Annotated in this window: 22 protein-coding genes and 1 pseudogene; 15 read left to right on the forward strand and 8 right to left on the reverse strand. The window is 72.3% G+C overall.

Annotated features, from left to right (window positions below):
• Window positions 1-134 precede the first annotated feature (134 nt).
• Together HJG45_RS24145 and HJG45_RS24150 are read right to left on the reverse strand one after the other, a co-directional pair.
• Window positions 135-575 carry a DMT family transporter gene (locus tag HJG45_RS24145; RefSeq protein WP_171615904.1) on the reverse strand — a complete coding sequence of 147 codons (441 nt, stop codon included), beginning with the start codon at window positions 573-575 and terminating at the stop codon, window positions 135-137.
• An 85-nt stretch (window positions 576-660) separates the two neighbouring features.
• Window positions 661-1,410 carry a helix-turn-helix domain-containing protein gene (locus HJG45_RS24150; protein WP_254452747.1) on the reverse strand — a complete coding sequence of 250 codons (750 nt, stop codon included), beginning with the start codon at window positions 1,408-1,410 and terminating at the stop codon, window positions 661-663.
• A gap of 152 nt (window positions 1,411-1,562) precedes the next feature.
• Between HJG45_RS24150 and HJG45_RS24155 the strand changes: the two genes are divergently transcribed.
• The gene (locus tag HJG45_RS24155; RefSeq protein ID WP_171615906.1) at window positions 1,563-2,519 is read left to right on the forward strand and encodes a tripartite tricarboxylate transporter substrate binding protein; all 957 of its coding nucleotides are present in this window, start codon (window positions 1,563-1,565) and stop codon (window positions 2,517-2,519) included.
• A gap of 211 nt (window positions 2,520-2,730) precedes the next feature.
• Window positions 2,731-3,879, forward strand: a complete 1,149-nt coding sequence (locus HJG45_RS24160) for a hypothetical protein (protein ID WP_171615908.1) — start codon at window positions 2,731-2,733, stop codon at window positions 3,877-3,879.
• Window positions 3,880-3,951: 72 nt separating this feature from the next.
• On the opposite strand, the gene panE is transcribed toward HJG45_RS24160, so the two are convergent.
• From panE to HJG45_RS24180, 4 genes are all read right to left on the reverse strand, one after another.
• A complete protein-coding gene (panE, locus tag HJG45_RS24165; protein ID WP_171615910.1) occupies window positions 3,952-4,890 on the reverse strand; it encodes a 2-dehydropantoate 2-reductase in 939 nt (312 codons plus the stop codon).
• 23 nt (window positions 4,891-4,913) lie between these two features.
• A complete protein-coding gene (locus HJG45_RS24170) occupies window positions 4,914-5,291 on the reverse strand; it encodes a rhodanese-like domain-containing protein (RefSeq protein WP_171615912.1) in 378 nt (125 codons plus the stop codon).
• A 66-nt stretch (window positions 5,292-5,357) separates the two neighbouring features.
• Window positions 5,358-5,762: an MAPEG family protein gene (locus HJG45_RS24175; protein WP_171615914.1), complete on the reverse strand. Its 405-nt coding sequence runs from the start codon at window positions 5,760-5,762 to the stop codon at window positions 5,358-5,360.
• Between the two features lies 1 nt (window position 5,763).
• Window positions 5,764-6,252 carry a YbaK/EbsC family protein gene (locus HJG45_RS24180; RefSeq protein ID WP_171615916.1) on the reverse strand — a complete coding sequence of 163 codons (489 nt, stop codon included), beginning with the start codon at window positions 6,250-6,252 and terminating at the stop codon, window positions 5,764-5,766.
• A 9-nt stretch (window positions 6,253-6,261) separates the two neighbouring features.
• On the opposite strand from HJG45_RS24180, the gene hemW reads away from it, so the two are divergent.
• From hemW to HJG45_RS24220, 8 genes are all read left to right on the forward strand, one after another.
• Complete coding sequence (gene hemW / locus HJG45_RS24185) at window positions 6,262-7,440, forward strand: radical SAM family heme chaperone HemW (RefSeq protein ID WP_368040668.1); 1,179 nt, start codon at window positions 6,262-6,264, stop codon at window positions 7,438-7,440.
• Between the two features lie 217 nt (window positions 7,441-7,657).
• Window positions 7,658-8,893, forward strand: a complete 1,236-nt coding sequence (locus HJG45_RS24190) for an FAD-dependent monooxygenase (RefSeq protein WP_171615920.1) — start codon at window positions 7,658-7,660, stop codon at window positions 8,891-8,893.
• Window positions 8,894-9,152: 259 nt separating this feature from the next.
• Window positions 9,153-10,067 carry a dioxygenase gene (locus HJG45_RS24195; protein ID WP_171615921.1) on the forward strand — a complete coding sequence of 305 codons (915 nt, stop codon included), beginning with the start codon at window positions 9,153-9,155 and terminating at the stop codon, window positions 10,065-10,067.
• Window positions 10,068-10,192: 125 nt separating this feature from the next.
• Window positions 10,193-11,470 (forward strand): amino acid ABC transporter substrate-binding protein, encoded by a 1,278-nt coding sequence (locus tag HJG45_RS24200; protein WP_171615923.1) that lies wholly within the window; start codon window positions 10,193-10,195, stop codon window positions 11,468-11,470.
• A 7-nt stretch (window positions 11,471-11,477) separates the two neighbouring features.
• Window positions 11,478-12,359 (forward strand): branched-chain amino acid ABC transporter permease, encoded by an 882-nt coding sequence (locus tag HJG45_RS24205; protein ID WP_171615925.1) that lies wholly within the window; start codon window positions 11,478-11,480, stop codon window positions 12,357-12,359.
• Entirely contained in the window at window positions 12,356-13,324 is a 969-nt protein-coding gene (locus HJG45_RS24210; protein WP_171615927.1) for a branched-chain amino acid ABC transporter permease, read from the forward strand. The genes HJG45_RS24205 and HJG45_RS24210 overlap by 4 nt, the downstream gene beginning before the upstream one ends.
• A complete protein-coding gene (locus HJG45_RS24215) occupies window positions 13,321-14,043 on the forward strand; it encodes an ABC transporter ATP-binding protein (protein ID WP_171615929.1) in 723 nt (240 codons plus the stop codon). Before HJG45_RS24210 ends, HJG45_RS24215 begins: the two co-directional genes overlap by 4 nt.
• Window positions 14,030-14,767 (forward strand): ABC transporter ATP-binding protein, encoded by a 738-nt coding sequence (locus HJG45_RS24220; RefSeq protein WP_217363027.1) that lies wholly within the window; start codon window positions 14,030-14,032, stop codon window positions 14,765-14,767. Before HJG45_RS24215 ends, HJG45_RS24220 begins: the two co-directional genes overlap by 14 nt.
• Before the next feature lie 197 nt (window positions 14,768-14,964).
• Here the strand turns inward: HJG45_RS24220 and HJG45_RS24225 are convergent, their stop codons facing one another.
• Window positions 14,965-16,158: an acetate/propionate family kinase gene (locus HJG45_RS24225; protein ID WP_171615931.1), complete on the reverse strand. Its 1,194-nt coding sequence runs from the start codon at window positions 16,156-16,158 to the stop codon at window positions 14,965-14,967.
• Window positions 16,159-16,453: 295 nt separating this feature from the next.
• Here HJG45_RS24225 and HJG45_RS24230 point away from each other — a divergent pair, with 295 nt between their 5' ends.
• From HJG45_RS24230 to HJG45_RS24250, 5 genes are all read left to right on the forward strand, one after another.
• Window positions 16,454-17,689 (forward strand): ABC transporter substrate-binding protein, encoded by a 1,236-nt coding sequence (locus HJG45_RS24230; protein WP_171615933.1) that lies wholly within the window; start codon window positions 16,454-16,456, stop codon window positions 17,687-17,689.
• A gap of 764 nt (window positions 17,690-18,453) precedes the next feature.
• Complete coding sequence (locus HJG45_RS24235) at window positions 18,454-18,660, forward strand: hypothetical protein (RefSeq protein ID WP_171615935.1); 207 nt, start codon at window positions 18,454-18,456, stop codon at window positions 18,658-18,660.
• Window positions 18,661-18,783: 123 nt separating this feature from the next.
• Entirely contained in the window at window positions 18,784-19,779 is a 996-nt protein-coding gene (locus tag HJG45_RS24240) for a Bug family tripartite tricarboxylate transporter substrate binding protein (RefSeq protein ID WP_368040669.1), read from the forward strand.
• A 633-nt stretch (window positions 19,780-20,412) separates the two neighbouring features.
• The gene (locus HJG45_RS24245; protein ID WP_171615961.1) at window positions 20,413-22,518 is read left to right on the forward strand and encodes a TonB-dependent siderophore receptor; all 2,106 of its coding nucleotides are present in this window, start codon (window positions 20,413-20,415) and stop codon (window positions 22,516-22,518) included.
• Between the two features lie 338 nt (window positions 22,519-22,856).
• Window positions 22,857-23,924, forward strand: a complete 1,068-nt coding sequence (locus tag HJG45_RS24250; protein ID WP_171615939.1) for an AI-2E family transporter — start codon at window positions 22,857-22,859, stop codon at window positions 23,922-23,924.
• Between the two features lie 211 nt (window positions 23,925-24,135).
• Here the strand turns inward: HJG45_RS24250 and HJG45_RS24255 are convergent.
• Window positions 24,136-24,408, reverse strand: a pseudogene (locus HJG45_RS24255) (transposase); the annotation flags it as partial.
• Window positions 24,409-24,834: the final 426 nt, after the last annotated feature.

A 24,834-nucleotide genomic window follows, 5' to 3' on the forward strand; every position in this document is an offset into this window, starting at 1 on the left:
GCGTGGTACCTCCCGGGAAGACGGCCGGATCCCGGACAATGGGCGGCCGCCGATAGCAGACGGGGGACAGCCCCGGCAGTCGCAAGCGCGGCCGTTCCGCATAAGTTGCGAAACGGCGGCCCGGGCCGCCGCGGTCAGGCGCGGATCAGCAGGACGCCGAGGAGGAGGCAGAGCGCCCCGGCCAGCCGCAGCGGCGTCGCCGGGTGCTGCGCCAGGCCGAAGGCGCCCAGATGGTCGAAGGCGAGCGAGGCGAGCATCTGCCCGACCACGATCAGCGCCAGCACGGTCGCGGCGCCGAGGCGCGGCACCGCCAGGATCGCCGTGGCGATGAAGAGGGCGCCGAAGATCCCCCCGGCCCAGGAGAGCCAGGAGGTGCGCCCGATCATCGCCGCCGAGAGCGGCGGCCCGCCGCTGAGCAGGACGGCGAGGAGCATGGCGAGCAGGCCGACGGCGTAGCTGGCGAAGCCCGCCCACCAGGGCGAGCCGAGCTCGCCGCGCAGCTTCGCGTTCAGCACCTGCTGGAACGCGACGCTCATGCCGGCGCCGATCACGGCGAGGGAGAGAAGCGCGTTCACGACGGGTCCCCACCTGGCATCATCCCATGGCCTCCGTGCCGGGCGCCGCAGCCTCGCGGCGCCGTGGCGGGATCCTGCCGCCGGCTCACCACCCGGTCTGGAACGGCTGTGACGGCGGCTCGCCGGCGCGGTAGCGGCCGGGCGTGACGCCGAAGACGCGGCGGAAGCAGCGCCCGAGATGGCTCTGGTCGGCGAAGCCGGCCTCGGCCGCCGCCGCGGCGATGCCCTCCCCGGCGCGGAGCAGCCTCCGGGCCAGGTTCAGGCGTTGCATGAGCCAGAAGGCGTGCGGCGGCATGCCGTGCCGCCGCGCGAAGCGGCGCGTGAAGCCCTCCCGGCTCATCCCCGCCTGCGCGGCGACCCGACGGACGGGGCCGGCCGGCGGCGGGGCGGGACCGCCGGGAGGCGCGGCAGCGGCGCGCCTGCACGCCGCCGCCTCCAGGCCCGCCGACGGCGGGACCGCGCCCCGCGGCCAGCCGCCGGCCGCGAGGCAGCCGTCCAGCGCGGCCGCGGCGTCGCTGCCGGCCGGCAGATAGGCGTTGAGGCAGAGGACGCCCTCCGGCTCGGCGAGGGAGCGGTGCGGCACCCCCGCCGGGATGAGCGCGCCCTGGCCGGCGGCCAGGACGACCATCCGCCCGCCCAGGACGAAGCGGCGCCGGCCGGCGAGCACGACGGTGAGCTGGTCCTCGGCGTGGAAATGCGGCGGCAGCCCGACCTCCCGCCCCTGCAGCGTGCCGAGCTCGACGAGTGCCGCCGCCGGCCGCCAGTAGCGCCACTGCCCCGCGGCGGGTGATGCCTCGTCCAGGGCGGTCATCGGCGGCGGGGCAAGCTCTGTCATGGCGGCGGGACCATGCCATCCCCCGGGCGCCGCCGTCATCCGGCATCGGCCAGGGGACGGCCAAGGGGGGCGGCCAAGGGGGGCGCCATGGCCTGCGGCGCCAGGGCGCGGCAGGATCGGCGCGAGACGCCCAGCTTCCGGGAGGAACGACCATGCCCATCGCCCGCCGCGCGGCCCTTGCCGCGCCCGCCTTGCTGCTCGCCCGCCGCGCCCTGGCCCAGGGGGGAGGCTTCCCCAACCGCCCGGTGCGCATCGTCGTGCCCTATACGCCGGGCGGCGTCTCCGACATCACCGCGCGGATCATGGCCGAGCCGCTGGCCGCGCTCTGGGGCCAGCCGGTGCCGGTCGAGAACCGGCCGGGCGCGGATGGCGTGATCGGCACGGAAGCCGTCGCCCGCAGCGCGCCGGACGGCCACACGCTCGGCCTCGTCTCGGTCGGGCATCCGGTGAATGCCGCCTATTACAAGCTGCCCTACGACACGCTGCGCGACTTCAGCTTCGTCACCCAGACCACCTCGACGCCGCTGGTCGTCTGCGCCGGCAAGGGCTTCGCGCCGAACACCATCGCCGAGCTGATCGCCCATGCGAAGAAGAATCCCGGCGTCACCTTCGCCGGCACCGGCGGGGTGGTGCGGCTCGCCCCGGTGCTGTTCGGCCAGCAGACCGGCACCGAGCTCAGCTACGTGCCCTATCGCGGCAGCACCCAGGCGCATCCCGACCTGATGGCCGGGCGCGTCGACATCATGTTCGACACCGTTCCCGCGGCGCTGCCGCACATCACCTCCGGCGCCTTCAAGGCGCTGGCGACGACCGGCGCGAAGCGGGCTCCGCAGCTTCCCGAGGTGCCGACGGTGGGCGAGACGCTGCGGGGCTTCGAGGCCTCGACCTGGGGCATGGTGATCGCCCCGGCCGGGCTGCCGGCGCCGGTGCTGGCGAAGCTGAACGCCGATTGCGTCGCGGCGCTGAAGCGGCCCGAGGTGGTGGAGAAGCACCGCACGCTCGGCGCCGAGGTGGTGACCTCGACGCCGGAGGAGATCCGCGCCTTCACCGAGGCGGAGATGCGCAAATGGGGCGAGGCGGCGCGCAAGGCGGGGATCGAGCCGCAATAGGTAATCCCCACGATGTCGCTGCGCGTCTTCGCGGGGGTCCCGTGATTCGCCTCGGGCCCGAGAGGCGTCACAGCCTGCCGCGGCGAAGCCGCGGCAGGGCAACGGGAGGCGACGGGATGGCCGCGCGCGGTCGGGGTCCGGGAGGCGTCGGCGCTTGACGGGGCTGGGCGGTGCGGCCGAGGCTCGCGGCACCAACAGGGAGGAAAGGCCGATGCGCCATGTGTATCGCGGCCCGGCGGCCGCCGGATGGCTGCTCGGCCTGCTGCTGCTCGCGGCGCCGCCCGCCGCGGCGCAGGCGCCGACCGGCACGCCGCCCGCCGCGCCGGTCTACCAGGTCGATCCCGTCTGGCCGAAGCCGCTACCGAACCGCTGGGGCATCGGCCAGGCGGCCGGCGTCGCCGTCGATGCGCGCGACCATGTCTGGGTGATCCACCGCCCCCGCACCATGACGAAGGACGAGGCCGGCGCGGCGCAGGAGCCGCCGCTCAGCGAATGCTGCGTCCCCGCCCCCTCGGTGATCGAGTTCGACCCGGACGGCAATGTCGTGCAGGCCTGGGGCGGGCCGGGCCACCATCCAAGCTGGCCGGAGAACGAGCACGGCATCCATGTCGACCACAAGGACAATGTCTGGATCGCCGGCAACGGGCCGAACGACCATGTGCTGCTGAAATTCACCCGCGACGGCCGCTTCCTGCTGCAGATCGGCAAGACGGGCGAGACCGGCGGCAGCAACGACACCGAGCGGCTCGGCCGGCCGGCGGATGTCGAGGTCGATCCCGCGACCAACGAGATCTATGTCGCCGATGGCTACGGCAATCGCCGCGTCATCGTCTTCGATGCCGAGACCGGCGCCTACAAGCGCCACTGGGGCGCCTATGGCGAGCGGCCGCCACCGGATGAGGCGCTGCCGCCCTATCGCCCGGGCGAGGCGGCGAGCAGCCCGGCGCGCTTCTTCCGCAACCCGGTGCATTGCGTGCGGCTGGCGCAGGACGGCCTGCTCTATGTCTGCGACCGCGCCAATGACCGCATCCAGGTCTTCCAGAAGGATGGCCGCTTCGTGCGGGAGTTCGTGGTGGCGCCGGCGACGCTCGGCAGCGGCTCGGTCTGGGACATGGACTTCCTGCCCGACCCGGCGCAATCCGTGCTGCTGGCCGCCGACGGCTCGAACAATGTCGTGCACCTGCTGGCGCGCGGCGACGGCGCGGCGCTCGGCCGCTTCGGGCGCAACGGCCGCAATGCCGGCGACTTCCACTGGGTGCACAACATGGCCGTCGACAGCCGCGGCAATGTCTTCACCACCGAGGTGGATACCGGCAAGCGGGCGCAGCGCTTCCGCCTGGTCTCGCAACTCCCGCGCTGAGGTGTTCCCCGCGATGCGCCCTGCGTCCAAGGCGCGTCGCAGCCTGCCGCGGCGCAGCCGCGGCAGGGCCACTCAGCCGGCCGCCGCCTCGCGCCGGCGCCGCGCCTCGTAGGTGCCGAGATGGAGCCGGGCAAGGGCCAGCAGCGGCACCGGCACGCCGAGCTGCCCGGCGCGGGCGATCATGTCGCCGAGCACATGCTCGCCCTCGGCCGGGCTGCCGCGCTCGACATCGCGCAGCATCGAGGCGGTGAGCAGCGAGCCGGGCTTGCCGAGGAAGCTGGTCGCCGCCTCGACCATCGGCGGGCGCAGCGCATGCCCCGCCGCGGCGGCGACGGCGCTGCACTCGGCGAAGATCCCACGCAGGAACGCCTCGCCCCCCGGCGCCGCCAGGATGTCGCCGACCGTCCCGCGCATCAGGCAGGTGGCGCCGGCCAGGCTGGCGAGACCGGCCCATTTCTCCCACATCTCCTGCAGGATCGCCTCGCTCGCCCGCGGGCGGAAATTGGCGCCCGCGAAGGCCGCCTCGATCGCCCGCACCCGATCCGAGAGCCCGCCCGCGACCTCGCCGAAGATGAGCTGGTGGTCGGGGCTCATGCGGTGGATCACCTGCCCCTCCGGCCCGAGCGTCGCCGGGATCTGCGCGACGCCACCGAGCACGCGCGCCGCGCCGAAGCGGGCGCCGAGCAGGTCGAGATGCCGCATGCCGTTCAGCACCGGCAGGATGGTGGTGCCGGGGCCGACCGCCGGCGCCATGTCGGCCATCGCCGCCTCGAGCGCCGGCGCCTTCACCGCCAGCAGCACCAGGTCGTAGGGGCCTTCCAGCCCGCTCGCCTGCACCGTGCGCGGCCGCAGGCTGGCATTGCCGTGCAGGCTGTCGAGCACCAACCCGTGGCGGGCGAGCTGCTCGGCGCGGCGCGGCCGGACGAGGAAGGTGACGTCGCGCCCCGCCTCCAGCAGCCGCCCGCCGAAATAGCCGCCGAGCGCGCCCGCGCCGATGACGAGGATCCGCATGCCGCCTCTCCTTCCCCGCCGGCTCAGCCCTTCTGCACCGGACCGCCGGCCTCGACCCAGTCCTTGAAGCCGCCGAGGTTGCGGACATCGCCGTAGCCGAGCTCCTGCAGCACCTTGCCCGCCAGCGCGGCGCGGCCGCCCGAGGCGCAATAGGTGACCACCACCGGCTTGGCGAAGGCGGGATTGCGGTCCGGGCTCTCGGGATCGGCGCGGAATTCCAGCAGCCCGCGCGGGATCGGCAGGGCACCGGGGACGGTGCCGGAGGCGGCGAGCTCGGCCGGCTCGCGCAGGTCGATGAACACCGCCTCGCCCTTCGCGTGCAGCGCCTTGGCCTCCTCCGGGCTGATCCGCGGCACGGCGGCATTGGCTTCGGCGAGCATCTGCTTCACGGTGGTCGGCATGGTCGTCTCCTCCTGCGTGGTGCGGGGAGCCTAGGGCTGATCCCGGCGGGGCGAAACCGCTTCCCGCTACAGCCGCCCCGCCGCATCGGCCAGCACCAGCCCGAGCAGTGCCGCCCCGCCGAGGCCGAGCAGGGCGAAGGTCAGCGCCATGCCCGCCACCCGCCAGCGCAGCGCCTCCGGCTCGCGGCTGATGCCGAAGGCATGCACCGCCCGGCCGGCGAGCAGCGCGGTGCCGAGCGCGTGCACGCCCCAGGGCGGCAGGCCCATCCCCTCCAGCAGCCCGAGCAGCAGCAGCCCGAGCGGCCCGTATTCCGCGCAATTGCCATGCGCCCGCACCGCCCGCTCGACCAGCCGGTGCGACGTGCCGAGCAGGATGCCATGGCGCTGCCGCAGCCGGATGACGCGGAGCGAGAGCAGCAGGAACAGCCAGGCCAGCAGCGCGGCGTAGAGCGAGGTGGCGGGCAGCGGCATCTCAACCCTCCGCCACCGCCGCGACCGTCCCGCCCGAGAGGCGCCGCAGTTCCTCCGGCGTGGTGCGGAAGACATGCCGGGGCGAGCCGGCCGCGGCCCAGACCTCCGCATGCCGGAACAGCGCCTCGTCCAGCAGCGTCAGCGGCGGGATGCGGTGGGCGAGCGGCGCGACGCCGCCGATGGCGAAGCCGGTGACCTCGCGCACCCAGCGTCCCTCGGCCTGCTCCAGCGCCAGGCCGAGCGCCGCCGAGGCCCGCGCCATGTCCACCCGGTGCGCGCCGCTCGCCACCACCAGCACCGGCCGCTCGCCCATGCCCGCCCCGGCCCGGAAGAGGATCGACTTGGCGATCTGCGCGATGTCGCAGCCGACCGCGGCGGCCGCCTCGGCGGCGCTGCGCGCGCTCTCCGGGACGGCGATGATGGTGTCGGGATGGCCGGCCGCCAGCAGCGCCGCCCGCACCCGTTCGACAGAGGACCCCGCCGCCGCCATATCCCCTCCGTGACCGAACCCCTCGCCCTCTACATCCACTGGCCCTTCTGCGCCGCCAAGTGCCCCTATTGCGACTTCAACAGCCATGTGCGGGAGCGCATCGACCAGCCGCGCTGGCGCGACGCGCTGCGGCGGGAGCTGGCGCGGGAGGCGGGCCGGGCCAATGGCGCGACGGGCCGGCGGCCGCTGGCCTCGATCTTCTTCGGCGGCGGCACGCCGAGCCTGATGGAGCCCGAGACGGTGGCCGCGCTGATCGCCGATGCCAGGGCGCTGTTCGAGGCGCCGGAGGATGTCGAGATCACGCTGGAGGCCAACCCGACCAGCGTCGAGGCGGCGAAGCTGGCCGCGTTCCGCGCCGCCGGGGTGAACCGCCTCTCCCTCGGCGTGCAGTCGCTGGAGCCGGAGGCGCTGCGCTTCCTCGGCCGCCGGCACGACGTGGCGCAGGCCATCGCGGCGCTGGAGGCGGCGCGGGCGCTCTTTCCCCGCCTCTCCTTCGACCTGATCTATGCCAGGCCGGGCCAGGCCGAGGCCGCCTGGCGGGCCGAGCTGCGGCGCGCCCTGGCGCTGGCCGCCGACCATCTCTCGCTCTACCAGCTCACCATCGAGCCGGGGACGCGCTTCGCCACCGAATACGGCCGCGGCGCCTTCCGCCTGCCGGAGGAGGAAGAGGCCGCCCGGCTCTATGCCGCGACGGCGGAGGAGGCGGCGGGCTTCGGCCTGCAGCCCTACGAGGTCTCCAACTACGCGAAGCCGGGGGCGGAGAGCCGGCACAACCTCGTCTACTGGCGCTATGGCGACTATCTCGGCATCGGGCCGGGAGCGCATCAGCGGCTCGGCCTCGGCGGCGCCCTGCTCGCCGCCCGCCGCCACCGGGCGCCGGAGGAATGGCTGGCGCGGGTCGAGCGCGAGGGCCATGCGGTGACGGAGGAGCTGGCGCTGGACCCCGAGGAGCGGGCGCGCGAGGCGCTGCTGATGGGGCTGCGCCTAGCCGAGGGCATCGACCCGGCGCGGCTGCTGGCGCGCAGCGGGCGGACGCTGGCCGAGGCGGTGGACCCGGCGATGCTCGCCGCCTGCCTGGAGGAGGGCTACCTCGCCTGGACCGAGCCAGGGAGCGGGACCGGCCGGCTGGTGGCGACCGAGGAGGGGCGGCTGCGGCTGGATGCGATGCTGCCGGTGTTGCTGCGGTAGATCTCCCCACGACATGGCTGCGCGCCGTCGCGGGGGCCCCGTGATTCGCTTCTGATCGCAGGCGCATCACAGCCTGCCGCGGCCAAGCCGCGGCAGGGCAACGGGTGGCGCCTGTTCGGGAGGGCGCGCCCGGGGAAAGGCCAGGGAAGGGCGCTTGCGCTTGCCGCCGATCCCTGCTGCGCTTCCCTCCGGCGCCACGGCGCGGGAGGAACCATCCATGGCGACGGGAGCAACCCGGCGCGCCATCGTCATCGGCGGCTCGGTCGGCGGCCTCTTCGCCGCCAACCTGCTGCTGCGCCACGGCTGGGACGTCACGGTGCATGAGCGGGCGAGGCAGGGGCTGGACTCGCGCGGCACCGGCATCGCGCATCATGCCGAGACCCAGGCCATCATGGCCCTCGCCGGGGTGCGGGACGAGAACCCGCCCGGCGTCCACGTCCCCGGCCGCTGCGCCGTGGATGCGAGCGGCGCGGTGGTGGCGCGCGAGGCCTATCCGCAATACGTCACGGCCTGGGGGCGGATCTTCGCCCCGCTGCGCGCCGCCTTCCCCGCCGAGCGCTACCAGGCCGGGCAGGAGCTGGTCGGGCTGGCGCAGGACGCGGCCGGCGTCACCGCGCATTTCGCCGATGGCAGCAGCGCGACGGGCGAGCTGCTGGTCGGCGCCGACGGGCTGCGCTCCGCCGTCCGCGCCGCCGTCGCCCCCGCCGCGCAGCCGGTCTATGCCGGCTATGTCGGCTGGCGCGGACTGGTGGAGGAGGCGGAATTCTCCGCTGGCTTCGCCCGCATCTTCACCCAGTTCACCTTCGGCTTCCCGGGCAAGGGCGAGTTCATCGGCTATCCGGTGCCGGGCGCCGGCGACAGCGTGGCGCCGGGCGAGCGGCGCTACAATTTCCTCTGGTACTACCCGGTCGATGCCGGGGCGGCGCTGGACGACCTGCTGACCGATGCCGCCGGGCGGCGGCACCCCCTCGCCATCCCGCCGGCTCTGATCCGGCCGCAGCACATCGCCGCGCTGCAGGCCGATGCCGCCGCCCGCCTGCCCGCCCCCTATGCCGAGGCGCCGCGGCGCGCCCGGCAATTCCTGGTGCAGCCGATCGTCGACCTGGAAAGCCCGGCGCTCGGCTTCGGCCGCGTCGCGCTGCTCGGCGATGCCGGCTTCACCGCCCGGCCGCATGTCGGCGTCGGCGTGCTGAAGGCGGCCGAGGACGCGCGGGCGCTGGCCGAGGCGCTGGCGGCCGAGCCCGACATCCCCGCCGCGCTGCGGCGCTACGGCGCCGCCCGCATCCCGCCCTCGCGCGCCGCCGTCGCGGTCAGCCGGCATCTCGGCGCCTTCATCGAGCGGCGGCTGCCGCGGCCGGAGGCGGACCCCTCGCTCGGCCTGACCCTGACGCGGCTGCTGGCGCTGAGCGGCCGGCCGGTCGCCGATCCCGCCGTCTGGTCGGGTGGGGGCTGATACCGCCGGCATGACTGCTCCCTCCATGCCGAGCGCCCGAACGGGCGCCGCCGGTCGCGCCCATTGGCGCGCCTCGCGGCGCGACGCGGCGTGGTCAAGGGTTGCGGAACAGCCCGCCCGGCGATTGAGGGGCCGGTGATATAAGTTCGCGACGGGCACGCCGATGCGCATTGACCGCCGCGCGCCGCCCCAGCATCGTTGCCGGCAAGCCGCCAAGCGGCACCGGGGGCAGCCCCGGCACAGGCAGGGAGTGAGCGGAATGCCCGACCTCGACCGCATGGGCGTGACCGAGGAGGCCCTGGCGCAGATCGCGCGCATGCCCGATCCCCGGCAGCGCGAGATCATGGCCGCCGCCATCCGCCACCTGCACGACTTCGCGCGGGAGGTGGAGCTGAAGCCGGAGGAATGGCTGGCCGGCATCGGCTTCCTCACCGCCGTTGGCCAGGCCTGCACGCCCTACCGGCAGGAGTTCATCCTGCTCTCCGACGTGCTCGGCCTCTCCCGCCTCGTCAACCTGATGCACGATGCCGAGGGGCGCGAGGCGGCGGGCACCGAGACCAGCCTGCTCGGCCCCTTCTTCCGCGAGAAGGCGCCGGAATTCGCCGCCGGCGAGAGCATCGCCGTGCATGCGACAAGTGGCGAGCCGCTGATCCTCTTCGGCGAGGTTACCGATGCCGAGGGACGGCCCGTCGCCGGCGCCGAGATCGACATCTGGCAGACCGACGCGCATGGCCTCTACGACCTGCAGGCTAACGACCCGGAGGTGATGGACCTGCGCGGCCGCTACCGCACCGATGCGGCGGGGCGCTTCGACATGCGCACGGTGAAGCCGATCGGTTATTCCATCCCGATGGACGGGCCGGTTGGGCGCATGGTGCGGCAGCAGAACCGGCACGGCATGCGGCCGGCGCATATCCACATCCTGGTGCAGGCGCCGGGCTACCGCGAGCTGGTGACCGCGCTCTATCTCGGCGACGACCCCAATATCGACAGCGACACCGTCTTCGGCGTCTCCCGCTCGCTGGTGGTGACGCCGGAGCGCGGCCTGCCCGGCGCGCCGCGGCCCGACATCGCCGCGGTGCGCTACGATTTCCGCCTGTCGCGCCTGGCCGAGGGCGAGCGCGCCGGCCGGGTCGGCGCCGATCCGTCGAGCATCCTGCCGGCGGCGGAGTAGGACGCATGCCAACGGACCGGTCCCCGACTGGTCCGGGGCCCGCGCCCGGCGGCTGAGGACATGGATGGGAAGCAGCGCCGAACCGCCACGACAGGGGGCGGACGGCCAGGGGGAGGAGAGGACGGATGAGCGAGTTGACCCGCCGCGGCCTGGGGCGCACGGCCCTCGCCGGGGCGCTGACGACGGCGGCCGGTTCCGCCATCGCGCCTTGGCCGGCGCTCGGCCAGGGCGCCAACCCGATCCGCATCGGCTGCTCGATGTCGCTCTCGGGCGGGCTGGCCGCCAATGGCCGCTCGGCGCAGCTCGCGCAGCGCATCTGGGCGGAAGACGTGAACGCCAGGGGCGGGTTGCTCGGCCGGCCGGTGCAGCTCGTCAGCTATGACGACCAGTCCAACCCGGCGAATGTCCCGGCGCTCTATACGAAGCTCGTCGATGTGGACAAGGTCGATCTCGTCACCTCGCCCTATGCCACGGCGATGATCGCGCCCTCCATGCCGGTCGTGATGCAGCGCGGTATGTGCTACGTGACGCTGTTCGGCGCCGGGGTGAACGAGCGGCTGAAATACGACCGCTACTTCTCGATGAACGTCACCGGCGACGACATCAAGGGCCACTATGCCCGCGGCTTCCTGGAATGCACGAAGATGCTGCCGCATCCGGTGCGCAGCCTCTCCATCCTCGCGGTCGACAACGACTTCGCCCAGCGCGCCGCCGAGAGCGTGCGGGGCATGGCGCGCGAATACGGGCTGCGCATCGTCTACGACCGTTCCTACCCGCCGACCACGGTGGACTTCACGCCCACCATCCGCGCCATCCAGGCGCAGCGGCCGGATGTGGTGTTCTTCGCCTCCTACCCGCCGGATTCCAACGGCATCCTGCGCGCGGTCAGCGAGCTGAAGCTGAGCGCGGCGCTGCTCGGCGGCGGCATGGTCGGGCCGCAGATCGCCGCCGTGCAGGCGCAGCTCGGCCCGATCCTGAACAACCTGGTGACCTGGGACGTCTATTCGCCCGAGCCCACCATGCAATTCCCCGGCGTGGTCGAGTTCCAGGAGAAGTACCGCGCCCGCGCCCCGGCCGAGCAGACCGATGTCCTGGGCAACTACCTGCAGCCCTATGCCTATGCGCAGATGCAGGTGATCGCGCAGTCCCTCGCCCGCATCGGGAAGATCGACCAGGAGGCGCTGGCGAAGGACATGCACGCCAACGGCTTCGAGACCATCGTCGGGCCGATCCGCTTCAGCGCGCTCGGCGAATGGGCGGAGCCGCGCAACCTCTTCGTGCAGTTCCAGAACATCGCCGATGGCGACCTCGAGAAGTACAAGAAGCCGGGCGCCAAGGTGATCCTCTACCCGCCGGCCCTGAAATCCGGGGAGCTGAAATCGCCCTACGGCGCCCCGGCCTGAGCCCGGCATGGACCCGACGCTCTCGCTGCTGCTGAACGGCGTGGTCAGCGGGCTGCTGCTCGGCGGCCTCTACGCCGCCGCCGCCTCCGGCCTCGCCATCTCCTTCGGCATGCTCGACATCGTCAACATCGCGCATCCGGCGCTGATGGTGGCGGCGGGCATGTCGGTGGTGCTGCTCGGCACCGCGCTCGGGCTCGACCCGCTGCTGGTCGCGGTGCTGCAGGCGCCGGCCTTCTTCCTGCTCGGCACCCTGCTCTACCGCGCCTACCACCATTTCTTCGAGCGGCGCGGCGACGAGGCGTTGCAGGGCCTCGCCTTCTTCTTCGGCGTGATGTTCATCGTCGAGGTCGGGCTGGTGCTGCTGCTCGGGCCGGAGCAGCGCTTCCTCGATCCCGACTACGCCTTCGTCACCTGGCGGCTGGGGGAGGTGGACGTCCCGCTGCGCATGCTGGCGCCGGCGCTGCTGGCGCTCGCCGCCATCGCCGCGCTCTGGGTCTTCCTGCGGCGCAGCTTCACCGGCCTCGCCATCGCCGCCGTCGCCCAGGACCCGGAGGCACTGCGGCTGATGGCGGTGGATCCGGTGCGGATCAAGCGCATCGCCTTCGGCCTCTCCATCGCCCTCGCCTCCATCGCCGGCGGCGCGCTGGTGGTGGTGCAGCCGATCGAGCCGGCCTCGCACCAGGTCTTCATCGGCCGGGTCTTCGCCATCTGCATCATGGGCGGCATGGCGAGCCTGCCCGGCTGCGTCCTCGCCGCCTTCCTCTTCGGCGTGGTGGAGAACGTGACGGCGAGCTTCTACGGCCCCTCCTGGTCGCCCGCCGTCGCCTTCGGCTGGCTGCTGCTGGTGCTCGCCTTCCGGCCGCAGGGCCTGTTCGGCCGGCTGGCATGAGCGCGACCGCCCTGCCTGCCCCGGCCGCCCCGGCCCGGCCGCGGCACCTCTCCTACTGGCTCGGCGCCGCGCTGCTGGCCGCGGCGCTGCTCGTCGCGCTGCGGCTGATCGGCAACGAATATGGCTGGTATGCCGGCTATTTCGTCTTGCAATACGTGGTACTGGCCGCGGCCTGGAACATCCTCGGCGGCTATGCGGGCTATGTGAATTTCGGCGCCGCCGGCTTCATGGCGACCGGCACCTACACCGCCGTCGTGCTCTACGAGGCGCTCGGCCTCGGCGTCATCCCCGGCATCCTCGGCGCCGCCGTCACCGCCGGTCTGCTCGGCCTCGGCACCGGCTATCTCACCCTGCGGCTGCGCGGCGTCTATTTCTCCATCGCCACCCTCTGCCTCGCCGTGGTGCTGCAGACGCTGGTGGTGAACTGGGACTATGTCGGCGGCTCGCGCGGCGCCTATGTGATCCGGCCGATGACGATGCCGGGCTTCGTCAGCTATGGCGAGTACATCTTCGCCGTCATGCTGGCGCTCGCCGTCATCGCCGTCGGCATCGGGCGGACGGTGGAGCTGTCGCGGCTCGGCCGCGGCTTGCAGGCGATCCGCGACAACGAGCGGGCGGCGGAGGCGGTGGGCGTGCCGACGCTGCGCCTGAAGCTGATCGCCACCACCCTCTCCGGCGCGCTGATGGGCGTGGCCGGCGCGCCCCTGCCCTTCTATGCCGGCTACGTGAACCCCGACGGCGCCTTCAACCTCGCCTATGCGGTGAACACCATCGCCATGCCGCTGATCGGCGGCGCCGGCACCTGGCTCGGCCCGGTGATCGGCGCGGTGCTGCTGGCGACCCTGCAGCAGGCGGCGACGGTGACGATCTCCTCGGCGCTCAACCTCTGGATCGTCGGCTGGATGCTGGTGCTCTTCGTCGCGCTGGCGCCGCGCGGCATCCTCGGCTGGTTCCGCAAGCGATGAGCGGGCGCGAGGTGCTGCTCCGCGCCGAGGGGGTCGGCAAGCGCTTCGGCGGCTTCGTCGCGCTGCAGGATGTCGATCTCGAGCTGCGGGCGGGGGAGCGGCTGGGGCTGATCGGCCCCAACGGCTCCGGCAAGAGCACCTTCGTCAACTGCCTCAGCGGCGACTTCGCGGCGCATGACGGGCGGGTGGTGCTGGCCGGCCAGGCGCTGGACGGCCTCAAGCCGCATCGCCGCGCCCGGCTCGGCCTCGCCCGCACCTTCCAGCTGCCGCAGCCCTTCGCCAGCCTCTCGGTGCTGGAGAATGTCCGCGTGCCGCTGCTTTTCGGCGACAGCCCGGCCGAGGCGACGTCGCGCGCCATGGAATGCCTGGAGGAGGTGGAGCTCGCCGGCAAGGCGGCGCGGCTGCCGCGCGAGCTGACCCAGGTGGAGCAGCGGCGGCTGGAGCTCGCCCGCGCCATCGCGCCGCGGCCGCGGCTGCTGATCGCCGACGAGGCGATGGCCGGGCTCTCGCATGCCGAGGTGGACCAGATCCTGGCGCTGCTGCGGCGGCTGAACGCCGCCGGCACGGCAGTGATCATGATCGAGCACATCATGCGGGCGGTGACCGAGTTCTCCGAGCGGCTGATGGTCTTCGTCGCCGGCCGCAAGGTCGCCGAGGGCGCGCCGCGCGTGGTGCTGGCCCTGCCGGAGGTGGAGGAGGCCTATCTTGGCCGGCAGTAGTGCGCTCGAGTTGCGCGGCGTCTCGGCCGGCTACGGCGCGGTGCGGGTGCTGGAGGATGTCTCCCTCACCGTCCCGGCCGGGGAGACGGTGGTGCTGCTCGGCACCAACGGTAACGGCAAGACCACGCTGATGCGCAGCATCATGGGCCAGGTGCGGCCAAGCGCCGGGCAGGTGCGGGCGGTGCTGGACGGCCTGGCGGTGGAGCTCGGCGGCCTCTCGCCCGAGCAGGTGGTGGCGCAGGGCATCGTGCTGGTGCCGGAGGGGCGGAGGCTGTTCCCGCGCCTGTCGGTCGAGCAGAATCTCCGCCTCGGCGCCTACCGGGCCGAGGCGCGGGTGCGGCTGGCGGAGAACCTCGCCCTCTGCTTCGAGCTGTTCCCCCGCCTCGCCGAGCGCCGCGCCCAGCTCGTCGGCAGCATGAGCGGCGGCGAGCAGCAGATGGTGGCGCTCGGCCGGGCGGTGATGTCGGCGCCGCGCATCCTGCTGGTGGACGAGCCCTCGGTCGGCCTGGCGCCGATCCTGGTGGCGCGCACCATGGAGATGATCGCCGAGATGAAGGCGCGGCTCGGCCTGACCGTGCTGATGGCCGAGCAGAATTTCCACCAGGCGGTGCGCATCGCCGACCGCGGCTATGTCATCGTGCATGGGCGGATGGTGTTCGAGGGCGGCTCGGCGGCGGCGTTGCAGGACAACGAGCTGGTGAGGAAGGTCTACTTAGGACTTTGACGACCCATCGGGGCTCCGCCCCGAACCCCGCGAAGGGGGCGGAGCCCCCCTTCGAGACCCCACGGCAGAGAATTGAGATCAACGGACCGGGCGCTTGACCGGTCCGAGGCCCCGAACGGGGCCCGCGCCCAGTGGCGCGAAGCCAAGGTTCGCGGAGCAAACCGCCCGGCGTCTGAGGGGGAGGTTGATGGGCACCATCAACCTCCATCGGCATCAAGCAGCGCCAGCGCGTGCTCGGCGATCATGCGCTCCTCGTCGGTGTGGCGGACCAGCACCCGCACCGGGGCGCCGGCCGCCGAGATCTCCGGCGCATGCGCCGCGTTGCGCGCCGGATCGAGGCGGATGCCGAGGAAGTCCAGCCCCTCGCAGATGCGCGCCCGCAGGCCGGCGGCGTTCTCGCCGATGCCGGCGGTGAAGACCAGCGCGTCGATCCCGCCGATGGAGGCGGCCAGCGCGCCGATCTCGCGCCGCACCCGGAAGGCGAAATGCGCCAGCGCGCGCTCCGCCGCCTCGGTGCCCGCCGCCTCGATCTGCCGCACGTCCTGCGAGATGCCGGAGAGGCCCTTCAGCCCGCTGTCGCGATAGAGCAGGTCGCTCACCTCGGCCGTCGTCATGTCCAGCGCGTCGATCATGTGCAGCACCAGGCCGGGATCGATCTGGCCGCAGCGCGTGCCCATCGGGATGCCGTCCAGCGCGGTGAAGCCCATGGTGCTGCCGCGGCTTTTTCCCCCCGCGATGGCGCAGAGCGAGGCGCCGTTGCCGAGATGCCCGACCACCAGCCGCCCGGCGCCGAGCGCCGGATCCTCCGCCGCCAGCCGGCGGGCGATGTATTCATAGGACAGGCCGTGGAAGCCGTAGCGGCGCAGCCCCTGGTCGTAGAAGCGCGGCGGCAGGGCGAAGGTCTCGGCCACCCAGCCCTGGCTGCGGTGGAAGGCGGTGTCGAAGCAGGCGATCTGCGGCACGCCGGGGAAATGCTTCATCGCCGCCCGGATGCCGGCGAGGTTGTGCGGCTGGTGCAGCGGCGCGAGGGAGACGAGGCGCTCCAGCGCCGGCAGCACCCCGGCCTCGATCCGCACCGGCGCGGCGAATTCCGTGCCGCCATGCACCACGCGATGGCCGACGGCGAGGATCGTCTCGCCCTGCAGCGAGGCCTCGATCCCGCGCACGACGGTGGTGACGGCCTCGGCGACGCTCGCCGGCGCCTCCGCCCCCGCCCAGCGCCGCTCGGCCAGCGGCTTGCCGGCGGCATCGCGCGCGACCAGCCGCGGCGCGGCGCCGATGCCCTCCACCTGCCCGGTGAAGCGCGGCTCCGGCCCCGCCGGGCCGGGGAGGAAGCCGGCGAATTTCAGGGAGGAGGAGCCGGCATTCAGAACCAGGACGATACCGCTCATCTCACTATCCCCGCCGAATGCCCCGCCCGCGACGTTCCGCGGCGTTGGAGGCCAGGACAATAGCGCCCCGGCTGTCGCGCGCAGGGGGTCCCAGGCGGGGCGGCGGACCGGCGGGCCGGCGTCAGAGGAGGTCGAGGATGTCGCCGAAGCCGGTGCCGAAGGCGTTCACGGCCGCCATGCCCGCGATGACGATGCCGTCCGCCCATTGCCTGCCGCGCCCCTTGGGGCGAGGCTGCCGCCGCCGAATCGGGCGCAAGAGCCCGGGGGGCGATCTTCAGAGGGATGGATGCCGGGAATGATGCGGACACGACGCGGCCTGCTGGCGATGGGATCGGCGCTGACCCTTGCGGCGGGCCGGGCAACGGCCCAGGGCGCAGGCGGGCCGGCGCTGCGCCTCGGCATCCTCGGCGATCTCTCCGGCCCCTATCGCGACCTCTCCGGCCTCGGCACCCTCGCCTGCGTGCGGCAGGCGATCGCGGATCTCGCCCAAGCGGGCACGCCGTTGCAGGTCGAGGTGCTGCATGCCGACCACCAGCACAAGGCCGATATCGGCGCCGGCATCGCCCGCCAGTGGTACGACCGCGAGGGGGTGGATGCGATCCTCGAGGTGAACAATTCGGCCATCGCCCTCGCCGTCGCGGACCTCGCGCGGGAGAAGGACAAGGTCTTCCTCGCCACCGGCCCGGCGACGGCCGACCTGCACGGGCCGCGCTGCAGCCCGAACCATGTCCACTGGACCTACGACACCTGGATGCTGGCGCATGGCGCCGGCACCGCGGCGGTGAAGGCGGGCGGCGACACCTGGTACTTCCTCACCGCCGACTACGCCTTCGGCCATGCCCTGCAGCGCGACACGGCGCGGGCGGTGGAGGCGGCGGGCGGCAAGGTGCTCGGCCAGGCGCGCTACCCCTTCCCGCAGACCACCGACTATTCCTCCTTCCTGCTGCAGGCCCAGGCCTCGCGCGCCAAGGTGCTCGGCCTCGCCAATGCCGGCACGGATACGGTGAACAGCGTGAAGCAGGCGCGCGAATTCGGCCTGACCCGCACCATGCGGATGGTCGGGCTGCTCTGCCTGCTCGGCGATGTGCGGGCCATGGGGGCGGAGGCGGCGCAGGGGCTGCTGACCACCGAGCCCTTCTACTGGGACCTCAACGACCGCACGCGCGCCTTCACCAAACGCGTGCTGCCGCAGATGCCGACCGGCATCTATCCCAGCACCAACCATGCCGGCGCCTATTCGGCGGTGCTGCACTACCTGAAGACCGCCGCCGCCATGGGACCGGCGGCGGCGAAGGCCTCCGGCCGCGCCACCGTCGCGCGGATGAAGGCGCTGCCGACGGAGGACGACTGCTTCGGCCCGGGGCGGGTGCGGGAGGACGGGCGGAAGATCCACCCGGTCTATCTCTTCGAGGTGAAGAAACCGGCCGAAGTGACGGCGGAATGGGACCTCTACCGCCTCGCCGGGAGCATCGATGCCGAGCAGGCGATGCGGCCGCTGAGCGAGGGCGGCTGCCCGCTCGTGCGGACATGAGAACTCCCCACGAAACCGCTTCGCGGCTTTGCGCGGGCCCCGCGGAGTCCCCTTCTGCCCAGGAACCGTCACAGCCTGCCCGGCAGGGCAACGGGACGCGACGGTCTTGACAGGCGCCTTGAGCGGGGCGCGGGGTGGCCCGGCGGGGACGGCCGCGGCGGCGGGGCCAGTCCTCGGCCTCGACCAGCTGGTGCTCGCGGTGCGCGACCTCGGCGCCGCCGTGGCGGCGCATGCGACGCTCTTCGCCGCGCCCTGCGCCGATCGCGGCGCGGCGGCAGGGCTGGATTGGGTCGCCTTCCGCCTCGCCAATACGCGGCTCGTCCTGGTCTCGCCGCGCGACGGTGCGGAGGACTTCGCCCGCCACCTCGCCCCGCTCGCCCCGGGGGAGGATGCGCGGCTCGGCGCGCTCGGCCTCGCCGTGGCCGGGACCGCGCCGGCGCTGCGGCTGCTGGAACGGCGCGGCCTGCCCGCGGCCGGCGCGGCGCAACCCTGGCTCGGCCGCCCTTCCGTGCCGCTCGACCCGGATGCGGCGCGCGGCCTGCACCTGCTGCTGACCGAGCCGGAGCCTGATCCGGCGCCCGGGCCAGCGCCGGCCAGCCCGGTGCGGCTGGACCATCTGGTGATCCGCAGCGGCGATCCCGAGCGCAGCCTCGCCTTGCTCGCCGGCCGGCTCGGCCTCGAATTGCGGCTCGACCGCAGCAATCCCGCCTGGGGCACGCGGCTGCTCTTCTTCCGCTGCGGCGACACGGTGCTGGAGGTGTCGCATGCCCTGGCCGAGGGCGCGACGACGGCGCCCGACACGGCCTTGGGGCCTCACCTGGCGGGTGCCGGAGGTGGCGGCGGAGCATGCGCGGCTCGCCGCGGCGGGGATCGCGGTCTCGCCGCTGCGGACGGGGCGCAAGCCCGGCACGCGCATCTTCACCCTGCGCGAGGCCGCCTTCGGGGTGCCGACCGCCGTGATCGGGGCCTGAGGGCCAGGCTGCCCGGCCACAGGCCGTGGCCGCCATGCTATGCTCCCGGCCGGCGCCGACACCAAGGCGGGCCCCGGACCGTCCGGGCCGCCCTGGCGCCATGCCTGCCGGGAGGAAAACAACGTGCCTGCATCACCGCTCACCCGCCGCGCCACGCTCGGGGCGACGCTCCTCGGGGCGACGCTCGGCGCCATGGGGCTCGCCGCCCCGGCGCTCGGCCAGGGGCGCTTCCCCAACCGGCCGGTCCGTTTCCTCATCCCCTGGGCGCCCGGTGGCAATCTCGACGGCTTCATCCGGCTGCAGGCCGAGCTGTTCCAGCAGGATACCGGCCAGACGCTGGTGATCGAGAACCGGCCCGGCGCGCGCGGCACGCTGGCGGCGCAGTACCTGCTGACCCAGGCGAAGCCGGACGGCTACACGCTGGCGCATCACCATCTCTCGGTGATCCGCCACCCCTTCCTCACCCAGCGGCCGACCTGGGACCCGGTGGGGGACTTCACCTATGTCATGCAGCAGACCGGCTTCGTCTTCGGGCATGTCGTGCACCCGGCCTCGGGCTGGACCACGCTCGCCGAGATGTTCGCCGAAGCGCGCCGGCGGCCGGGCGAGCTCACCTACGGCACCTCCGGCATCGCCACCTCCAACCACCTCGCCATGGAGGAGCTGTGCGAGAAGGAGGGCGTGCAGATGGTGCATGTGCCCTATCGCGGCACCTCGGAGAACATCACCGCGACGCTGGCGCGGCAGCTCGACTGCATCGCCAATTCCAATTCCTGGGCGCCGGTGGTGGAGGCGAAGCAGCTTCGCCTGCTCGCGGTCTGGACCAAGGACCGGCTGCCCCGCTTCCCCGAGGTGCCGACGCTGACGGAGCTCGGCTACGGCATGGTGGTGACCTCGCCCTACGGCATCGCCGGGCCGAAGGGCATGGATCCGGAGATCACCGAGGCGCTGCACCAGATCTTCCGCAAGACGCAGAGCCATCCGCGGGTGCAGGAGTTCATGGCGGCGAACGACATGCCGGACGAGTATCTCGGCCCGGCCGCCTACACCGCCTTCGCGCGCGAGCGGGCGGCCTATGAGAAGCAAATGGTGACGCGCCTGAAGCTGTCGATCGATTGAGGCGGGGCGGCGGCAGGCGCGCGGAATCTGGCGGGAGGGACCGGAGGAGACCACTCTCCGCGCGTCCCTCCGGGGACAGGCCCCGTGATTTGGACGGGTTGTGACCGGCCTGCGGCGACCGTGATGCGGTGATCCGGGCGCAGGAGAACCGGCTTCGGCACGGCCGCGCCGGGCTGAACCGCTGTCGCCGCCAGGCGACAGGCGGGGAGGTCCTGCCATGATCCCCGACGGACTCTGTCCGACCGCTCAGGCCGGCTGACATCGCCGCGCCATCAGGGATGGATGTGCGGCCGGCCACGCTCGCCCGCCGCTTGGCGAGCGGGACAGGTCACGGCCAATTCCGCATGGCGGCCGACCATGGACCAAGCCTGAACCTTGCCTTACAGAACTGAAAGCTCTAGACGCCCGGGATGAGAATGCCAATCATTTTCAATATGGTGTCGGGGCATATCAATGACAGGTAGCGTCGGGCAGTCGGTCCAATCCCATGGTGGATGGCGCCGCGGTCGGCCCTTGCGTCGCACGCCGTTCGCAGCGGCTCTCCTCACCGCCTCCGGCCTGATCGCAGCGCCCGCGAGCGGACAGACCAGTGCCGACGGGACGGAGCCGGGCAGCGCCATCCAATTGCCGGAAATGCGCGTCAATGCCGGCCTGCCGCCGGGCTGGTCCCCCGTCCGCGGCTTCCTCGCCGAGAGCACCTCGACCGGCACCAAGAGCAACACGCCCCTCATCGAGGCGCCGCAATCCATCTCGGTCATCCCGCGGGACCAGATCGAGGCCCTGGCGCCGCAGAACCTCAACTCCATCCTGCGCTACACGCCGGGCGTGGCGGTGGACACGCGCGGCACCGTGTCGCGCCTCGACCAGTTCACGATCCGCGGCTTCTCGGCCACGCAGTTCCTCGACGGGATGCGGGTCTTCGGCGGCCGCGACGCCAATCCCAGCGTCGATCCCTACCGGCTGGAGCGCGTCGAGGTGCTGCGCGGCCCGGCTTCGGTGACCTACGGGCAGGCCGGCCCCGGCGGGCTCGTGAACCTCGTCAGCAAGCGCCCGACCGAGACGCCTTACCGCGAGTTCCTGCTGCAGGGCGGCAGCTTCGGGACCTTCCGCGCCGGCGCCGATCTCAGCGGCGCGCTCAACGAGGATCGCAGCGTGCTCGGGCGCGTCGTCACCTCCTATTCGCGCTCCGACACGCAGATCGACCAGGCGCGCGAGGAGCGCTACTTCATCGCGCCCTCCCTCACCCTCCGGCCGACGGCCGACACGACCATCACCCTGCTCGGCCTCTACCAGCGCGACCCCTGGGGCGGCACCTATGGCGGCGTGCCGGCCTATGGCTCGGTCCTCTACAACCCCTACGGCAAAACCCGCTCGAGCTTCTGGGACGGCGACCCGAATTTCGACCGCCTGAACCGCACGCAATACCAGCTCGGCTACGCCGCCGAGCACCGCTTCAACGAGAACCTGGTGGCGCGCCAGAATTTCCGCTGGTCCCATACCGACTTCTACTACCGCCAGGCCAACTACACGACGCTCTCCGCGAACTACCGCACCGCGCCGCGCGGGCTGACCGGGACGCAGGGCGACTTCGACACGATCACCCTCGACAACCAGCTCGAAGGGCGCTTCGGCACGGGGCCGGTGAACCACACGCTGCTGGGCGGGCTCGACTACTTCCGCGTCGACAGCGACACCTCCGCCGGCTCGGTCCAGGCGGGTGTCCCGCCCATCGACATCTTCGCGCCGGTCTATGGCCTGCGCATACCGAATCTGACCTATTCCACGCGCACCCTGCAGAACCAGAGCGGCGTCGGCCTCTATCTCCAGGACCAGATGCGCTGGGGGCCTGTCACGGTGCATCTCAGCGGCCGCCACGACTGGTACGACTCGCTCACCCGCGCGACCGCGCTGGCCACCGGCGCCGTCACCCGGACGCCCTTCGACACCAGCGCCTTCACCGGCCGCGCCGCAATCCTCTACCAGACCAATATCGGCGTCGTGCCCTACTACTCCTACACGGAGAGCTTCGAGCCGCAGACCGGCACCTTCGCGCCGGCTCGCGGCGGCGGCCCCTTCGAGCCGACCACCGGGCAGCAGCACGAGATCGGCATCCGCTACCAGCCGCCCGGCGTGAACGCGCTGTTCACGGTGGCGCTGTTCGACCTGCGGCGGCAGAACGTGCTGACGACCGACCCGGAGAACATCACCTACTCCGTGCAGAGCGGCGAGATCCGCACCCGCGGCGCCGAGCTCGAGGCGCGCGCGACCCTGGCCACGGGCGTCAACCTCGTGGCGAGCTACACCTATCTCGACAGCGAGTACACGAGCAGCAATTCCACGGTGACCCTGGACCGTCTGCTCGGCACGCGGACCACCACCCGGCCGCAGCGCGGGACGGTGCCGACCTCGGTGCCGAACCACATGGCCTCCGCCTTCCTGCAATACAGCTTCCAGCCCGACACGCGGCTGCAGGGCCTGACGCTCGGCGGCGGCGTGCGCTATGTGGGCCAGAGCTGGGGCGACCCGGCGAACACGCTGCGCGTGCCGGACGTGACGCTGCTGGACTTGATGGCGCGGTACGAGCTGGGCCATCTGAGCCCCTCGCTCAACGGCGCCAGCCTGCAGCTGAACGTCAGCAACCTCACCGACGAGAAGTACATCTCGTCCTGCCTGTCCTATGGCTTCTGCTTCTGGGGCTATCGCCGCTCGGCGCTGGCGACGCTGCGGTATCGGTTCTGACCATCGGCGCCGGCGGGGGCGGTCCTGATCCATGTTCGGGTTCCGCCCCGAGGGCCCCGCCGGACCGCGGCAGAGGCCGGACGAGCCACTGAAGCCATGTCGTGGCCCGTCCCTTCGATGCCGGATTGATGATGGGTTCTGGCGTCATGGCCGGCCGCGGTCACGCCTCCGGTCCGGATCGCGGTTGATCCGGCCGCCGGACGGACCGCATCGTTTCATCCTCGTCCTCTCCCGCCCTGTCATCCGGATCGGCCCGGCCAATCCGGCGAGGTCCATCGGCAGCGGGAGCCATCGGGGAGGAGACGTGTTTCAACGGGTGTAGCAGCAAAACGATCCCCATGCTCGATCCTGTTGGACGCGGCCCTCACCCGGAAAAGCCGATATCGATCAGGGGGGCGACAACCGTCTCTCCTCGCCTCGGGCTTGCCACCCGGCTCCTGGCCGGGCTTGCCCTGCTGGGCGCGCTCCAGTTCCAGCTGCTGGAATCGCTGCTCGCCGGGCTGCTGGTCTACCAGGTCGTGCATTCCCTCGCGCCGGGCCATGGCAGCCGGTTCGTGCATCGCCGCACGGGCAAGATCATCGTCGTGGCCCTGCTTGCCATCCTCGTCATCGCCGCCATCGGCGCCGCGATCCTGGGGCTCATCTCGCTCCTGTCGAGCGGATCCGACAATCTCTCCCTCCTTCTCCAGAAGATGGCGGAAGTGATCGAGACCGCCCGCTCCCGTCTTCCGGCCTGGGTGGTGATCTCGCTGCCGGAGGAGCCGACCGAGCTGAAGGCCGAGGCCGTCGCCTGGCTGCGCGACCATGCCGGGCAGCTTCGCTCGATCGGCCAGGATGTCTGGCGCGTCCTGCTCCACATCCTCTTCGGCATGATCATCGGCGGGATGATCGCGGTCAGCCGCGAGGCCGCGGACATCGTGCACGGTCCCCTGGTGCATGCGCTGACCGATCGCGCCCGCCTCCTGTCGGCGGCCTTCCGCAGCGTGGTCTTCGCGCAGGTTCGGATCTCGGCGCTGAATACGGTTCTGACAGGCCTCTATCTGCTCGCCGTCCTGCCCGGGCTGGGCATCCAACTCCCGCTTGCCAAGACCATGGTGGCGGTCACCTTCATGACCGGGCTGCTGCCCGTCATCGGCAACCTGATCTCGAACACCGTGATCGTGGTGGTGAGCCTGAGCTTGTCGCCCATGCTGGCCGTCGGCTCGCTGGCCTTCCTGATCGTGATCCACAAGCTGGAGTATTTCATCAATGCGCGGGTCATGGGCGGCCAGATTCAGGCGCGCGCCTGGGAGCTGTTGCTCGCCATGCTGGTGATGGACGCGATCTTCGGCATACCCGGCCTGATCGCGGCGCCGATCTACTATGCGTACCTGAAGAACGAGCTCAAGGCTGAGAGGTTGATCTGAGGGGCTTTGCTGGCCTGACCCTGAACGGGGATCCATGAGTTACGAGAGAGCTGGCCCATGCTCTGGCGCGCCCGAGCGCAGCGTAGGCGGGCCCAGCCGGACACGCCGGGATCGCTTCCGGCGCGGGTGGCCAGTAGCCCAGGGCACTATGTGGGGTCGCGGCAGGGACTGTCAGGAACTCTGTGTTCGGCCGGTCGGTTGAACGACACGGTCAGGCCAGGGCTTTGGTGAAGCGCTGGCCGAACAGGGCGGCGAACTGGGCTTCGGCCATGGCCCACTCGCGTGCTGGCATCCTCCACGTCCGCTCGGTCCTGTTCAAGACGAGATAGCGCAGCTTCAGCGCCGCCTCATCGGTGGGAAAGTGGTCCTTGGTGCTGCCTGCGCGTCGCAGCTTGGCGTTCAAGGCCTCAATGGCGTTGGTCGTGTAGAGCCATCAACGCATGTCGGCGGGGACGGCGTAGAAAGGCAGCCCCTCCGTCCAGCTGACCAGCACCACCCGCCACAAGGCAGTCAAGGGAAGACGCTTACGAAGGGCACCGAGGTGAGCGTCCTGGAACGCGTCCGCTAGGTCGGGCCTACAGGAGGGTGCCAAGGGCTCCTTCACGGTCTACGCGGCACCGTCGCCGCGTAATCCGCCGTAGATGAAGCCACTCGGGCGTCAGCCCATGAGGTCGAGGATAATCTGGTGGATCTCCGCCGCGGTGAGGCAGCATGCCTCGGGCATCTGCGGTGGAACCTCGGGAGCGTGAAGTAGGTTGGCGGGAGAAGAAGAGGGCGGATGCCAGTAAGCGTCAGCCATCAGTGGCCTTGAGATGCCCGGGCTTGCCTGCCGAGATAGCGGGCATGACGGACGAAGCTGACGTGGCGGAACCGCTCGGAGCGGGTTCTTATGACGGTCGGAAGGGCACGA

It is taken from the genome of Roseicella sp. DB1501, from assembly GCF_013112485.1.
In the GTDB taxonomy this organism is placed as follows: Bacteria; Pseudomonadota; Alphaproteobacteria; order Acetobacterales; family Acetobacteraceae; genus Paracraurococcus.